Here is a 16270-nt window from a genome sequence, read left to right as displayed (position 1 = left end):
TTGGAAAAAAGAAAAGTGATAATTAAAAATGAAGTAGGTCTTCACGCTAGGCCTGCTGCACTTTTTGTACAAGTTGCAAACAAGTATTTATGTGATGTATACATAGAATCTGGCAACAAAAAGGTAAATGGTAAGAGTATAATGGGTGTAATGAGTCTTGGAGCTTACCAAGGAGAGGAATTAACCATTATTACTAAAGGCGAAGACGAATCAGAAGCATTAGAAGACTTAATAGATTTAATTGAAAACAGAATGATTGATTAAAAATCCGGATAGGGAATAGTCCCTTATCCGGATTTTAATATTAAAATACAAGATGTCCTGCTATTGCAAGTATTGGTAGTGTAATAATAGTTCTTTCTAAGAATATGATGAACAATTCACCAAAAGATACTGGAATGTCAGAACCTAGTATTACTGCACCAACTTCTGATAAATAAATAAGTTGAGTTACTGAAACTCCTGCAATAACAAATCTAGTAAGTTCACTTTCTATACTAGCACCTATAACTGAAGGCAAGAACATATCAGTAAATCCAACAACCATAGTTGTTGATGCTTCTTTTGCAAAAGGAATTTTTAGTAGTTTTAGTAGTGGTATAAATGGAATTCCTAACCAATCAAAAACTGGTGTGTTTTCTGCAACTACTAATGCCAAAGTACCGAAGCACATTATAACTGGCATAACTCCAAGCCACATGTCTAAAACAGTTTTTGTACCGTTTTTTACAAAGCCACCAATATGTCCACTTTCTTGTGCTCTATTAGCAGCCATATAAGCTCCCCATTTAGCGTTTGAAAATCCTTCAGGAACATTTTCTGTAATGTCTTTTTTTACACCACGATAATATTCATCTTTTTTCCTAGATAGAGGTGGTATTCTAGGTACGATTATAGCAGCTACAACTCCTGCTATTAAAACTGCTAGATACCATTGACCAAAGTATCTTTCTAGTCCTACTTGGGACAAAATAACTAATGAAAATGTAATAGATACAGCAGAGAATGTTGTAGATATAACGCAAGCTTCTTTTTCTGTATAGTATCCATCTAAATATTGTTTGTTAGTAAGAGCAACTCCTATAGTACCATCGCCAACCCAAGAAGCAATACAGTCAACTGATGAACGGCCTGGTAACATAAATATTGGTCTCATTACATTTGTAAGCATTGCTCCAATGAATTCTAATAGACCAAAGTCTGTTAAGAATGGAAGTAAAAATCCAGCAAATAAAAATATAGCAAATAGTGAAAGTAACAAGTCATTTAATATCAATCCGCCAGTATCTTCTGACCATAAAGCTTCAGGTCCTAATTCGAAGAATACTACTACTGCTAATATCATACCGATTACTCTTACAATTAACCAAAAAGTACTTACATCAAAAGTATCCTTTAAGAAACTACTGTTTTCCCATGAAGCCGGTTTAAAGGCTTTATAAATAATTGTCATTATTCCTGAAAATAATATTATTAGTAAAACAAGTACTGGTAATACTGGACCGATTAAATTAGTAAGTTTGCTAGCAAGTAGTGCAACAAAGATTGTAGTATCACCTTCAACTTTAAAAGGAATCATAAATAGTAGTACTCCTATAATTGAAGGTAAAATAAACTTAATATAATCTGCTGCAGTAAATTTTTTCTTTGCAAGTTCGTCCATTAATAATACCTCCTAGTATAATTTTTAGAAACTAAAAGCCATTTTTTTATTTAACACCCCCAATACAAATTTAAATTATTTTGAAAATTATTATACTTCTCAATTGTAAATATAGTTGCAAATTTCATGCCATCATAAATAATATAAAAACAGTGTAAAATATCTATTTTGGGAAAATATATTCACTAAATCCAATATAAACCTAAGATAAATGCAAAAAATATTTTGCACTTGTCAACAAATTTTGCAATTTTATTCAAGTATATCATATAATAAATCTAAATTCTACCTATGAGTATGATGAATAATGTTTTATAAATGAGTTTCAAAAAGGCTTTCTTATAATATTTCGATAGAAGCCTTTTTTATGATAAAATAAAGATAGAAAAAACAATAGAAAGGATATCCATATGAATAATAAAGGTAAATTTGTACATCTTCATGTTCATACTGAGTATAGTCTTTTAGATGGAGCAAATAGAATTGAAGAACTGTTAGATAGAACTAAAGAATTAGGAATGGATTCTATTGCCATTACTGACCATGGAGCTATGTTTGGAGTTGTTGATTTTTATAAAGAAGCTACAAAGAGAGGAATAAAGCCTATATTAGGCTGTGAAGTTTATGTGGCTATGGGTTTATATACAGATAAGGATCCAAAAGACAAAAGCCAATACCATCTAGTATTACTTGCAGAAAACAATACTGGATATTTAAATTTAATGAAAATAGTTTCAGAAGGCTATGTTAACGGGTTTTATTACAAACCAAGAGTGGATCACAATGTTTTAAGGAAATATAGTGAAGGAATTATAGCATTAAGTGCTTGCTTAGGTGGAGAAGTACAAAAGAAAATATTAAATGGAGATATACAAGGAGCAAAGAAAACAGCACTATTATATAAAGATATCTTTGGAGAAAATAATTTTTTCTTAGAACTTCAAGACCATGGATTGAGAGAACAAAAACTTGTAAATGAAAAGTTAATCCAGTTAAGTGAAGATACAGGTATACCCTTAGTAGCAACCAATGACGTTCATTATTTAAAAAAGGAAGATTCAATAGTTCATGATGTACTTCTCTGTATTCAAACTGGTAAGACTATAGATGAAGAAGATAGAATGAAATTTCCAACCAGTGAGTTTTATTTAAAAAGCTATGAGGAAATGCAAAAGTTATTTCCCCACGAGGCTTTAGAAAACACTGTGAATATAAGTGAAAGATGTAATGTAGATATAGAATTTGGTAATCTTCATCTACCCAAGTATGAAATTCCAGAGGGTTATACAAATGTCGAATACTTAAAAGAATTATGTATTGAGGGTCTAAAAAATAGATACAGTGAGATAACAAGTGAAATTAAAGAAAGATTTTACTTCGAATTTAACACTATAGTAGATATGGGCTATACTGATTATTTTCTCATAGTTTGGGACTTTATTAAATATGCCAAAGACAATGAGATAATGGTTGGGCCAGGAAGAGGTTCTGCTGCTGGAAGTATTGTATCTTATGCGTTAGGAATTATAGATATAGATCCCTTAAAATATAATCTAATATTTGAAAGGTTTTTAAACCCAGAAAGGGTTACTATGCCGGATATAGATGTGGATTTTTGTTATGAGAGAAGAGAAGAAGTAATTGATTATGTTGTAGAAAAATACGGTAAAGATAGAGTAGCCCAAATAGCAACTTTTGGTACTATGGCTGCTAGGGGAGCTATTAGAGATGTAGGAAGAGCAATAAATATGCCTTATGGAGATGTTGATTTTATAGCAAAGCAAGTTCCTACAGAATTAGGTATGACTATTAAAAAAGCTTTAGATGTAAATAAAACATTGCGTTTAGCGTATGAAGAAAGGGAAGAGGTAAAAAAGCTAATAGACTTAGCCATTGCCGTAGAAGGATTACCTAGGCATACATCTACTCATGCTGCAGGAGTTGTTATATCTAAAGAACCTATAACTAAATATGTTCCTCTATCTAGGAACAACGATTCTTTAACGACTCAGTTTAATATGACAGAGCTTGAAGAACTAGGTTTGCTAAAAATGGATTTTCTAGGGCTTAGAACACTAACTGTTATTAGAGATGCTATTGATTTAATTGAGAAAAACCATGGAATAAAAATAGATTTTTCGGATTTTGAATATGATGATCCAAATGTATATAAGATGTTTAGCAATGCTGATACATTAGGTGTATTTCAATTTGAAAGTGCAGGTATGAGAAATTTTCTCAAGGAACTAAAGCCTACAGAGTTTGAGAATATTATCGCAGCCAATTCACTATTTAGACCTGGTCCTATGAATCAGATACCAAAATATATAGAAAGCAAAAATGATCCATCAAAGATTGAATATTTCCATCCTAAACTAAAGCCAATACTAGAGGTTACTTATGGTTGTATTGTATATCAAGAACAAGTTATGCAAATAGTACGAGATATTGGTGGATTTTCTATGGGTAGAGCTGATTTAGTAAGACGTGCTATGAGTAAGAAGAAAATGGATGTGATGGAGGAGGAAAGAAAGCATTTTATATATGGACAAGTAAATGAAAGTGGTGAAGTGGTAATTCCAGGATCAATAAGAAATGGAGTAGATGAAAAATCTGCTAACAAGATTTATGATGAAATGATTGATTTTGCTAAATATGCTTTTAACAAGTCTCACTCTGCAGCTTATGCGGTAGTAGCATATAGAACAGCTTGGCTAAAATATTACTATCCTGTTGAGTTTATGGCAGCACTAATTTCTAGTGTTATGGGAGATACAAATTCAGTTTCTCTATATATTCAAGAATGTAAAAAGCTTAATATTGATATTCTACCTCCAGATGTAAATGAAAGCTATGGAAAGTTTACAGTATCAAATGGAAAAATCAGATTTGGACTAAGTGCAGTAAAAAATGTAGGGGATAATCTTATAAAGGTAATTATAAAAGCTAGAGAAGATGGACTATTTAATAGTTTTACAGATTTTTGCCAAAGAATAGAAAAAATAGATTCTTCAGTAATGAATAAAAGAGCCATTGAAAGCTTGATTAAATGTGATGCTATGAAATCTCTAGGAGGAAACAGAGCTCAACTATTGGCGGTATTTGAAAATATTATGGATGGGGTTCACAATGATAGAAGAAGAAATATCGAAGGGCAAGTTTCGTTGTTTGATTCTTTCGATACAAAAATAGAAGAAGACAATCTACCAGATTTAAACGAGTTTACACAAAAGGCATTACTTGCAATGGAAAAAGAAATGCTAGGAATATATATAAGTGGTCATCCGCTAGCCCCCTATGAAGATGAATTAAAAAATGTCTCTAATATAACCACATCTGAATTATTTCAAATGAAAGAGGGTATAGAGCATTTTGATGGCAAGAGAGTTACTATTGGTGGAATTATTGTTTATGTAAAAAACAAGATAACAAAGAATAACAATATGATGGCGTTTCTTACCCTTGAAGATTTATATGGGGCTATAGAAGTCATTGTTTTCCCCAAAATATATGATAGATATTTAAAATATATAAGTGAAGATAGTATAGTTGTTATAGAAGGAAGTATTAGTTCAGCGGAGGAAGAAGAACCAAAAATAATTTGTGAAAAAATCACACCATTAAACTCGTTTAAGAGTGGTAAATTATATATAAAAATAAGCGATGAAAAATACATGAATACGTTTAATATGCTAAAGGATATATTTTCAAATTACAGGGGAGATATTCCTGTATATATATATTTGGAAAGAGAAGACAAAGTAGTAATGGCGGAACGAAATCTATGGATAGACATAAAAAACGAGAAATTGCTTAGTGAACTAAAAAGTGTAGTTGGAGAAAATTGTGTAAAAGTACGTTAATAAATATCAAATATGCGAACAAAAAATGTATATTGTGTTATAATTATTTTAGTATATTTGATAAGGAGTGCTAAAAATGTGGACTGCAGTGTATGTAGCTGAAGGATATGAAAAAACAAAAGAAATTGTAGATGCATTAACTAAAGAAGGATTTCTTATAAAATCTAATTTATTTTCGAAAGAAGGGGATATTGTCTATTATGAAATATTGGCTCCTGAATTTGAAGCACAAGAAGTTCAAAATGTATTGATAGATTTAGGATATATATAAATACGCAATATGGGAGGCTAGTATATGAAGACTATTGGAGTATTAACTAGTGGTGGAGATGCACCAGGTATGAATGCAGCATTACGAGCTGTTGTGAGAACTGGTATATATAACAATGTGAGAATATTAGGGATTAAACAAGGGTATAATGGACTTATTAATGGAAATATTGAAGAAATGAATTTGTCAAGTGTTGCAGACATTATACACCGTGGTGGTACCATACTAAGAACGGCTAGATGTGAAGAGTTTGCAACTGAAAGTGGAATAAAAAAGGCTAAGAATGTTATTGAAATATTTGATATAGATGGATTGGTTGTTCTTGGTGGTGATGGTTCTTTTAGAGGAGCAAAACTTTTAAGTGATAATGGAGTTCCAACTGTTGGAGTGCCTTGTACTATAGATAATGATATGGGATATACTGATTATACAGTAGGATTTTTTACTGCAGTAGAAACTGTTGTAGATGCTATAAGCAAAATCAGAGATACTTCTAGTTCACATGGTAGAGCAAATATAGTAGAGGTAATGGGGAGAAGATGTGGAGATATAGCTTTATATGCAGGATTTGCAGGAGGAGCTGAAAGTATTATTGTTCCAGAAGAAGGAATAGATATTGATGAAGTTTGTAGAAAGCTTATTCAGAGTAGAAATAGAGGTAAATTACATAGCATTATAGCTCTTGCTGAGGGTGTGGGTAATGCATATGAGTTTGCAAAAGAAATTGAAGAAAAAACAGGTACTGAAACTAGAGTAACAATACTAGGGCATATTCAAAGAGGAGGAGTACCTACAGCATTTGATAGAATAATAGCTAGTAAAATGGGTTATAGGGCTGTAGAATTATTGCTGGAAGGAAAGTCAGGAAAAGCAATAGGTGTTAAGGAAAATTCAATAGTAGATATGGATTTTGAAGAAGCTCTTAGTATCAATAATGAGTTTGATAGTGAAATGTATGATATAGCAAAGATACTTTCTATTTAAAAGGTGAGGTGTACAGTATGAAAAAGACAATGAAGAAGACAAAAATAATATGCACTATTGGTCCTGCTTCAGAAAAGGAAGAAACTCTAAGAAAACTAATGTTAGCTGGGATGAATGTTGCTAGACTTAATTTTTCTCATGGAAGTCACGAAGAGCATAAAGAAAGAATTGAGACCATAAAAAAACTAAGAGAAGAACTGGATTTGCCAGTTGGAATAATGTTAGATACAAAAGGTCCAGAAATAAGGATTGGAAATTTTAAGGATAAAGAGGTTTATCTTGAAGAGGGACAATATTTTACCCTAACTACTAGAGATGTTTTAGGAGATAAAAACATTGTCAATGTTCATTACGAAGGACTACCTAAAGATGTAAAATTAGGAGATAGAATACTAATTGATGATGGACTAATAGAGTTAAATGTTGAGGAGATTAAAGACAATACAGATATTTGTTGTCTTGTTAAAAATGGTGGGTCAGTAACTGACCACAAAGGGGTAAATGTGCCAGGGGTAAAAGTTAATTTACCTGCAGTTACTGAAAAGGATTATGAAGATATATTGTTCGGAATTGAAAATGGTGTTGATTTTATAGCAGCTTCATTTATTAGGAAAGCTGAAAATGTATTGGAAATAAGAAAGATATTAGAAGAACATGGTGGAGAGCATATTCATATTATTTCTAAAGTTGAAAATCAAGAAGCAGTAGATAATATTGATGAAATACTCAAGGTATCTGATGGACTTATGGTTGCTAGAGGAGATTTAGGAGTTGAAATTACAACTGAAGAAATACCGATAGTTCAAAAACAATTAATAAAGAAATGTAATGAGATGGGTAAACCAGTAATTACTGCAACACAGATGCTTGATTCTATGATGAGAAATCCTAGACCTACTAGAGCAGAAGTAACGGATGTGGCTAATGCAATTTTTGATGGTACAGATGCCATTATGCTTTCAGGGGAAACAGCAGCAGGGAAATATCCATTAGAATCAGTTAAGACTATGTACAATATTGCAATAAAAGCTGAGTCTGCACTTGATTATAAACAAATATTTAAAACTAAATCTGAAGTAAATGGCGTGTCATCTACTAATGCTATTAGTAAAGCAACATGTACTACAGCTCAAGATTTAGGCGCCAGTGCTATTTTGACTGCAACTTCTTCAGGTTATACTGCTAATGCAGTTTCAAAATTTAGACCAAAGGCTCCAATTATTGCAGCTACTACTACTGAAATTGTAATGAGAAGATTATCTGTTGTCTGGGGAGTATATCCTGTACTGTCAGAAGAGACTAGTTCCACAGACGAAGTTATAGACCTTTCAATTCATAGTGCACTTGAAAAAGACTTTATTGCACAAGGGGATTTAATAGTTATTACTGCAGGTATACCAGTTGGAGTATCAGGTACTACTAATTTAATCAAAGTCCATACTGTAAGTGAAAGATTATTAAAAGGTGTAGGAATTGGAAACAAAGCAATTACTGGTAAAGTAGTAGTAGGAAATAGTGCAAAAGAGTTAGAAAGTAAGTTTAACGATGGAGATGTGATAGTTTGCAACTCCACAGACAGGGATATGATGAAGTATGTAGAAAGTGCTTCAGCAATAATTACTGAACAAGGGGGACTTACATCCCATGCAGCAATAGTAGGATTAAACTTAAATTTACCTACTGTTGTAGGTGTTCAAGATGCTACAGTTGAGTTAAAAGATGGAGATATAGTAACTGTAGATAGTATAACTGGTTCAATTTATAAAGGAGAGGCTAGAATACTGTAAGGGGGACATAATATGGAGAACAAAACGGTTATTAGAGTAAGATATAAAGAAACAGACCAAATGGGTGTAGTATATTATGGTAACTATTTTACTTGGTTTGAAGTTGGTAGAAATGAGTTTTTTAGAAATTTGAATTTAGAATGTGGCGAACTAGAAAGAAAAGATGTGTTCCTACCAGTAATAGAAGCAGGTTGTGAGTATATCAATTCAGCAAAATTTGATGATGAGGTCTTAATAAAAACTGAATTAGTTGAATTAAAAGGTGTTAGATTTCGCTTAAACTATACAATATATAGAATTAGCGACAATACATTGATCGCAGAAGGATTTACTAGACATGCTTTTGTTGATAGTGAACTTAAACCTATTAACTTTAGAAGAAGACATCCTGAAGCTTGGAGGACTCTAGAAAACTTGTTGTAAAAAGGAGAATGAAAAATGTCAAAAATATTATTTTTCATCATAGTCACACCTATAATTGATTTATATATTTTGATTAAGGCATCACAAAATATGGGATTTTGGACTACAATTCTTTTGATAATAGCAACAGGAATAGCAGGATACTATTTAGCAAGAAGTGAAGGAAAAGTAGTTATATCAAGTATAAACAGACAACTTTCACAAGGCAATATTCCAAGTGATGATTTACTTACAGGTTTGTGTATTATAATCGGAGGAGTATTTTTAGTTGTTCCTGGTATTGTAACTGATATTATAGGTATAACAATGATTTTTCCTGGAACTAGGGAATTCTATAAAAACTATATAAAGAGAATACTTCAAAATAAGATTCGCAGAGGAAATGCAAGTTTATTTTTGAAATGGTAAATTAATGTATAAAATATTAGATTTAAGTCTATAATCATATTAATTAATGACATAGGCATACTGATTCTCTAAGAGCACATTTATATGTGCTCTCTTTTTTTGGGACATGGGGACAGGTTCGAGGCCATGTGGGACATGGGGACAGGTTCATTGTCCCTGTTTTTCCCTTGCAATAACTTATTTATATATTGTTGACAAATATCAAATATTGATATATTTTAAAATTACATTAATTATAGGAGTGATTTACATGGAAGTTCCAGTAATGGTTGGAGATATAGTAGAAGGAGAAATAGTGGATATAAGTCATGAAGGTGGTGGAATTGTAAAGGTTAATAATTTCACCATATTTTTAGATAGGGGATTAATTGGAGATATTGTAAAGTTTGAAGTCGCAAAACTAAAAAAATCTTATGGTATGGGTAAGGTATTAGATATTATTAAATCTTCAAATTATAGAATAAAACCAAAATGTAATGTTTCAAATAGATGTGGTGGCTGTCAGTTTCAATCTTTTGACTATAAGGCTCAATTGGAGTGGAAAAAGAAAAAAGTAAAAAATGATTTGATAAAAATAGCAGGCCTAGAAGATATAAAAATTAATGATACTATTGGAATGGATTCACCATATAGATATAGAAATAATGTTCAAATACCAGTTGCAATAAGTAAAGGCAAATCTCTCATAGGATTTTATGAAAGAGGTAGCTATAAAATAGTAGAAACGGATACTTGTATTTTACAAGGGGAAACAGGAGATAGAATCATTAGAATATTAAAGGAGTTTATAAATAAGTACAATATAACAGCTATTCGTCATTTGGGTATAAGGACAAATAAAGATAATGAAGTTATGGTAATATTAGTTACACAATCTCGTCAATTACCTCATAATGATGATCTAATTAATATGATAATTAAAAAATGTCCTAATGTAGTAAGCATTTATCAAAACATAAATAGGAGAAAAGGTCCGGTAGTATATGGAGATAAATTTATAAAGCTATATGGTAAAGAAAAGATAATAGACTATATTGGAGATTTGAAGTTCAATATTTCACCTAATTCATTTTTTCAAGTAAATTCAATTCAAACAGAAGTATTATATAAAAAGGCCATAGAATTTCTAGGATTATCAGGAGATGAAACCGTATTTGATCTATATTGTGGTATAGGCAGTATATCATTATTCCTTTCAAAACAAGCAAAAAAGGTATATGGAATAGAAGTAGTAAAAGAAGCTATATTAGATGCAAGGGAAAATGCAAAACTAAATAAAATAGATAATGTAGAGTTCATCCATGGTACAAGTGAAGAAGTATTTCCAAAGTTAGTAGAGAAGGGTATCAAAGCAGACAAGTTAGTTCTAGATCCACCAAGAAAAGGCTGTGACCAAAAGGTACTAGATACAATAATAGAAATAGAACCACAATCAGTAGTTTATGTATCCTGTAATCCATCAACCCTAGCAAGAGATGTTGGATACTTAGTGGAGAAGGGGTATAAGGTAGAAGAAGTACAGCCAGTGGACATGTTTCCTTGGACTGGACATGTTGAGTGCATAGCGTTGATACAAAAGGAAATTGTCCTAATATAAAAAACCTTTGCTCTTTTAAATAAACTCTTGCTTCTATTATAAAAAACATTTGCTTCTTTCAAATTTTCCTCAATATTTTCTCTAAGACTAAAAGGAAAAAGAACAGGAGAAAAGATGGAAAAAGATAGGATAAAAATAGGACAAGGTTCAAGGATAAAGAAAGGAACAATGCTCTAAGGTTCAAGGAAGAGATAAAAGACAGGAACAAAGGCACGAGCAAGGAATAAGGGAGAAAAGAGAGGAAGAAATACGGGAAATAAGGAAGAAAGGCAGGAAAGTACAGAAATAAGGGATAGAAGATAGGAGAAAAGAAAGGTATAAGAATCAAGGAATAATACGTGATAAAAGATTGAAATAATGATAGGAAATTCTTCGTTTATTCAATTATTTTATCCTTCTTTTTTTCATATAAATCCTTATTTTTTATCTCTAATTCCTGCATTTTATCACATTATCATTTCCTTCTTTATCTTAGATTTAATCTAAAATTTTGAACCTATACTTATTCCTTAACCCTTGAACCTGCCTTTAAGCCCTGTCTAAACTTGACCTCTGCTAATTTTAACCCTAATCCCTGAGCCTGTCCCCAATCCTAATCCCTTGAGCCTTAATCCTTAATCCTTAACCCTGCTTTTCCATCAAAACTTTATTCTAATTTTAATAGAGTCTTGCTTTCAATTCGTGGAATAAATTGGGAAAAAAGAGAGGAAAAAAGCAAAACTTTATTAAATTTTCGACGAAGGTATCAGGGTTTGAGGGGGGTGAAAAAGCAAAACTTTTTTATAAAGGAACATAGTAAGGACAGGAAATAGGGAAAAAATAAAAACGAATTCAAAATCGTGGAAGAAAATGGGATGAACTTTTCTTAAGGGGTAAGTAAAAAAAAGGAATAAGGATTAAGGGAGGAAAGATATGAATAAGGATAGAAACAGGAATAAGGGAAAAGACAGAAGATAAGGTATAAAAAAAGGTTGAATTAATAGGGGAAAATTCTTTGTTTATTCAATTATTTTATCTTGATTTTTTTCATATAAATAGTTATTTTTTATTTCTTATTTCTGTCACAATTCTTTGGGGAACCTTAATTTTTGGTAGGAAATAGGGGAGGGAAGATAATATAGGCAAGGTGAGTTTATGTAGAATTATAAAATAATTATTTATAATTCTAGGTATAAAAAGCCAGAAAGAAAACTTAGCAAAGACACTAATGTTGTTAGAGGTCTAAATAGTAAGGAAATATAATATATTTATACCATTAGATAAGTATTTTGTTTTGTAACATCTAAAATTGAAAGGATGATTATATGAACAATAAGGAAATAAGTTATATAAATGAAAATTGCTTAGAAAGGTTTGGGGAATATTGCAGAAAGTATTATACTGCAAGATTATCAGCAGATAATAGAATTTCTACTTCAAAGAAATTTATAAAATTCATAAATAAAAAAGAGAAAAAGATAGGAGATGTGAAACACAATACTATCGAAGAATTTTTTGATGAGGAGCTGGAAAAAGGAACATCCCCTGTAACGATTAATAATTATTATTCATACTTAAAAGGTTTTTTTATTTTTTTGAAGAAAAATGGCGATAATACAGTAATGGAATATGACAAGGTTAGAATTGAAAGAATTAGAAATATTAATTATGAAGTGTTTACCCATAAGGAGATAAAGGAATTATTTAAAATTATTAATGAAGATAAAAATGAACAGATAAAATTGAGTAATAGAATTCTTTTTTCAATAATGTTTTATACAGGGTGTACTTTAAAAGAAATAGATTCAATAAGGATTTATCAAAAAGAATCAGATATGGCACTTGATGATGACAATTATATTATTTTAGATAAAAAGGAAATTTATTTTAGAGAGCCTAATGTGAGAAAATTTTATTTGTATGATGAAATTATTGAAGATATAATGAATTATCATGAAATAGTGTCTGAAAAAATAGATAAAGAAAAAATACCAAATGGGGCAAATTTATTTTTAACTACATATGGGAAAACAAAGGCATTAAAAAAATTACATTATAGTTCTTTACAAGGTAGAATAAGTTCTATTAAAAAGAAAAGTAGCTTTTCACATAAAAAGTTATCTCTAAAAAATATCAGACATACTGTCATTAAAAAAATGATTAAATCAGGTAAATCATTAGAATTTATTAGTGAAAGTATAGGTATAGATATGTCTACATTAAAATATTATAGACCTAACAATAGTGGAATTGAAACTGAAGTTATCAATTATTTTTATTATAAACATCCATATAAGAATATAATAATTTAGTTTTTCATAAGGAAGATGATGTAGCAAAATCAAGTTTAATTAAGTATTTAGAGATTAAGTTAGAGAATATATTTGAGTGGAAATGCTCAATTGAATACAAAGTATATCCAATGTTATTCCTTATTCAAATTGCATCTCAAGCTGAAGTTTACAATCTATAATTGGTCCATTAAAAACTCTCTTGTGGATTTTTCTAATGTTTGTCCTTGTTTTCCCAAACATAAGAAATATTGTAGAAAATGTGGTATTATATAGAAAGTGTTTGGAATATTTATTAAGGTATTTTAAGTGACAATATATAAGCGTGGTGAAATATATGAAAATTATTGAAAGTAATAATTCTGAAGAAGTAATAATTGATAATCTAAAAATAGATGGATTTGTTACAGATAAAAAGTGCAGTAAATGTAACAATAAATTGATTTACTATAAGAAATATGATTCATACTTTTGTGCTAATTGTAACGAATGGACAGAAAAAAAGTTGTGGAGACCCTAATTGTATGTTTTGTATTAATAGGCCTGATAAACCGTTGTAGCTTATTATACTAGGATAGGAATATACAAAGTTGGGTTAAGGAATAAGGATGTAAGGGAGGTTATTATATTGGATTGCATCACTTACGCTTCTCCTATAGAAATAATTAACTATATACAGAATTTAGGTCCAGAGTGTAGATTTAGCCTCAAATTCAAACTTATAGGGTTAAAAGAAACAAAATGGTACCCTTTAGTGACGGAAATAAGTATTAAAGAAGATTTTTTAGAACTCTCATCAGAGCAATATAAGAATACCTTAAAATTCAATTATAAAATATTAGAATATATAATTATAAGAATATATCATGAGTATATTAAAAAAGAAGATATGATGCTGATGGTCGATAGAGATTATCATGTTCCATTATTTTCTGAACAGTATTTTAAAGAATTGTTACCACAAAAAATTTATGATGAAGACAACATTTAGATTCAAGGTTTTTCTTTTATACCTAATCCCTATCCCTAAAGTTTTAACCTGCTTTTCTTATAAATTCGTATAAATTCTTATAATTTCTTATAATCATTAAATTATTACAAGATAAATTCTTATAATTTCTTATAATGATTGAACCGTGTTATTATTTTGCAATAATCCATACAATAAGTACATGATTTTAACATGAAAAATCGCTACAAATGAGTAAAATGCCAAATTTTCACCTTAGCTGCAGAGAGTTTAATTTAATATTATTTAGTTTCTAGAAGAAACTAGAAATTACAGTTGACATTTTAGACTTTGAATGCTAACATATGTATACAACTTAATAATTCATATTTAGTTAAATATTAACTTTGATTTTAAATTACCTTCATGGTGATTATATTTATACCTACCTAGCATTATCAAAAACAAGTTTTCAAGTGATTTTCAGGAGAAAAATTGCTTGTTCTTGTGATGCTAGGAAAAATATATAATCATGGAGGAGTAGCTGTGATTAAAGCCTTAGAATCAAAGAAAGTAATTTTTAATAATAGATATTTAAAGGTTAGAATTTTGGAGACCCACTACCAGTGTGTCCAAAATTCTAACCTTTTTATTTTTGTTTTTTGAAAATTATATATGGAGCATATAGGCTGCGACAAAAGATGGCATAAAGTCTATGTGAAAAAACTAAAAAAGGAGTATGTAAAATGGATTGTATATTAAAAATAGGCAAGGATTTTAGAAGAAGTGCAGAAAAAATTGAGCTTACAAATAAAGAAGTAAAATTACTGATTAAAGACATAGGGAAGACTTTACCGAAAGAAGAAGGTGAGTTTTTATATGAATTTGAAAAGAATCAGAAACCTTATGGTTTGTATGGTGAAGTAGAATATTTGGAAAGCAATATTATTATGTTAACAGTTTATTTAATTACCAAAACTATAGAAGTTAATATGTAAATTAAAAATTAAAGGAGGATTCGTTATGATTAAGGGTTACAAAGAAGCTGTTTTAAAAAGTAAAAATATCATATTGAAATTGAAGAATTTATTTAAATTTAAAAAATCTGATGAAAATATTAGAGATGAAAAATTCTATGCAAGGGCTAAAGCTAATAGGGATATATTAAATGCATTTGTTATTTCAGCTAAAGTTGATGAAAAATTAGGAATTGAGGTTTTAAATATAGATTTAGGAGAGTTTAGAGGTATTATAAAAAAAGAAGATATTGATTACAAAATTGATTGGGAAGATATAGGAAGATTTGTAGGATTTGAAGTTTGTTTTACAGTTGAAGATATTGATAAAGAGAACAAGACTATATATTGTTCTAGAAAAAGAGCACAGAAAATACTTGAAGATGACATAATAGAAAGATTGAAGAATGAGGAAGTATTTAATGCTACAATTACATGTCTTATGAAATATGGAGCATATGTTGATATAATGGGGATATCAGCAATCCTTAAAAATTCAGACTTTAGCGATACTCATTTGAAAATAAGTGATTTTTTTAATATAGGAGATAAAATAGATGTAAAGTTCAGAGAAATTAACTCTAATCAAAAAATAAATGTTGAAAGTGTCCAAAAGTATAATAGAGAATATGAAATTGATTTAAGTAAATTTAACAGTGGCGATATTGTATTAGGGGTTATTAATAGTATAAAGGAATGGGGAGTATTCGTTACTATTACAGAAGGGCTAGATGCACTGTGTTCAAATCCTCAATATATGGAAATATCAGAAGGAGATAAAGTAGTATTCAAAATTAATCAAGTTAAGGAAGAAGAGGAACGGGTTAGAGGAAAAATAATGAGAATTGTAGAAGACAAAATGTATTAATGATGTGAAATTAATATTTAATATAGAAGGGAGATATAAGTATGAATAATTTTAATGAAGAAATAAAGGAAAGATTTGTTTATGAAATATTAGATTCTACTGCATGGTTTTTAATTGGATTTTTTATAGTTGCTATAATTAAAAACATGTAATCTTAAGAAATGAAGATAC

14 protein-coding genes are annotated in these 16270 nt (G+C 29.9%); 13 read left to right on the top strand and 1 reads right to left on the bottom strand.

The genetic code is table 11. The features are described 5' to 3' along the window. Positions 1–264 (top strand): HPr family phosphocarrier protein, encoded by a 264-nt coding sequence (locus tag BQ9840_RS04390; RefSeq protein ID WP_077368449.1) that lies wholly within the window; start codon positions 1–3, stop codon positions 262–264. Between the two features lie 40 nt (positions 265–304). Here BQ9840_RS04390 and BQ9840_RS04385 read toward each other — a convergent pair whose 3' ends face one another. Next, positions 305–1663, bottom strand: a complete 1359-nt coding sequence (locus BQ9840_RS04385) for a YjiH family protein (RefSeq protein WP_077368448.1) — start codon at positions 1661–1663, stop codon at positions 305–307. Positions 1664–2073: 410 nt separating this feature from the next. On the opposite strand from BQ9840_RS04385, the gene BQ9840_RS04380 reads away from it, so the two are divergent. The 12 genes from BQ9840_RS04380 to BQ9840_RS04325 all read left to right on the top strand — a co-directional run bounded on the left by BQ9840_RS04380 (position 2074) and on the right by BQ9840_RS04325 (position 16099). After that, a complete protein-coding gene (locus BQ9840_RS04380) occupies positions 2074–5526 on the top strand; it encodes a DNA polymerase III subunit alpha (RefSeq protein ID WP_077368446.1) in 3453 nt (1150 codons plus the stop codon). A gap of 76 nt (positions 5527–5602) precedes the next feature. After that, the gene (locus BQ9840_RS04375) at positions 5603–5797 is read left to right on the top strand and encodes a hypothetical protein (RefSeq protein ID WP_077368444.1); all 195 of its coding nucleotides are present in this window, start codon (positions 5603–5605) and stop codon (positions 5795–5797) included. Between the two features lie 24 nt (positions 5798–5821). After that, a complete protein-coding gene (gene pfkA, locus BQ9840_RS04370) occupies positions 5822–6781 on the top strand; it encodes a 6-phosphofructokinase (RefSeq protein ID WP_077368442.1) in 960 nt (319 codons plus the stop codon). Between the two features lie 29 nt (positions 6782–6810). Continuing rightward, positions 6811–8568 (top strand): pyruvate kinase, encoded by a 1758-nt coding sequence (gene pyk / locus BQ9840_RS04365; protein WP_077370097.1) that lies wholly within the window; start codon positions 6811–6813, stop codon positions 8566–8568. Between the two features lie 12 nt (positions 8569–8580). Next, positions 8581–8991 carry an acyl-CoA thioesterase gene (locus tag BQ9840_RS04360; protein ID WP_077368440.1) on the top strand — a complete coding sequence of 137 codons (411 nt, stop codon included), beginning with the start codon at positions 8581–8583 and terminating at the stop codon, positions 8989–8991. Between the two features lie 15 nt (positions 8992–9006). Next, the gene (locus tag BQ9840_RS04355; protein ID WP_077368438.1) at positions 9007–9399 is read left to right on the top strand and encodes an FxsA family protein; all 393 of its coding nucleotides are present in this window, start codon (positions 9007–9009) and stop codon (positions 9397–9399) included. Between the two features lie 250 nt (positions 9400–9649). Beyond that, positions 9650–10996 carry a 23S rRNA (uracil(1939)-C(5))-methyltransferase RlmD gene (rlmD, locus tag BQ9840_RS04350; RefSeq protein WP_077368436.1) on the top strand — a complete coding sequence of 449 codons (1347 nt, stop codon included), beginning with the start codon at positions 9650–9652 and terminating at the stop codon, positions 10994–10996. Positions 10997–12300: 1304 nt separating this feature from the next. Continuing rightward, positions 12301–13287 (top strand): tyrosine-type recombinase/integrase, encoded by a 987-nt coding sequence (locus BQ9840_RS04345; RefSeq protein ID WP_077368434.1) that lies wholly within the window; start codon positions 12301–12303, stop codon positions 13285–13287. Positions 13288–13603: 316 nt separating this feature from the next. Next, the gene (locus BQ9840_RS04340) at positions 13604–13786 is read left to right on the top strand and encodes a hypothetical protein (protein WP_200804873.1); all 183 of its coding nucleotides are present in this window, start codon (positions 13604–13606) and stop codon (positions 13784–13786) included. A gap of 108 nt (positions 13787–13894) precedes the next feature. Further along, the gene (locus BQ9840_RS04335) at positions 13895–14257 is read left to right on the top strand and encodes a hypothetical protein (RefSeq protein WP_077368432.1); all 363 of its coding nucleotides are present in this window, start codon (positions 13895–13897) and stop codon (positions 14255–14257) included. Positions 14258–14961: 704 nt separating this feature from the next. After that, positions 14962–15213: a hypothetical protein gene (locus BQ9840_RS04330; RefSeq protein WP_077368430.1), complete on the top strand. Its 252-nt coding sequence runs from the start codon at positions 14962–14964 to the stop codon at positions 15211–15213. A 25-nt stretch (positions 15214–15238) separates the two neighbouring features. Further along, positions 15239–16099, top strand: coding sequence for a S1 RNA-binding domain-containing protein (locus tag BQ9840_RS04325; RefSeq protein ID WP_077368428.1), 861 nt, complete (start codon positions 15239–15241; stop codon positions 16097–16099). Positions 16100–16270 lie beyond the last annotated feature (171 nt).

This window comes from Anaerosalibacter sp. Marseille-P3206, assembly GCF_900155565.1.
Lineage (GTDB): Bacteria > Bacillota > Clostridia > Tissierellales > Sporanaerobacteraceae > FUHM01.
Note: the sequence above shows the minus strand (reverse complement) of the source record. Positions and strands in the feature narration are given on the sequence as shown.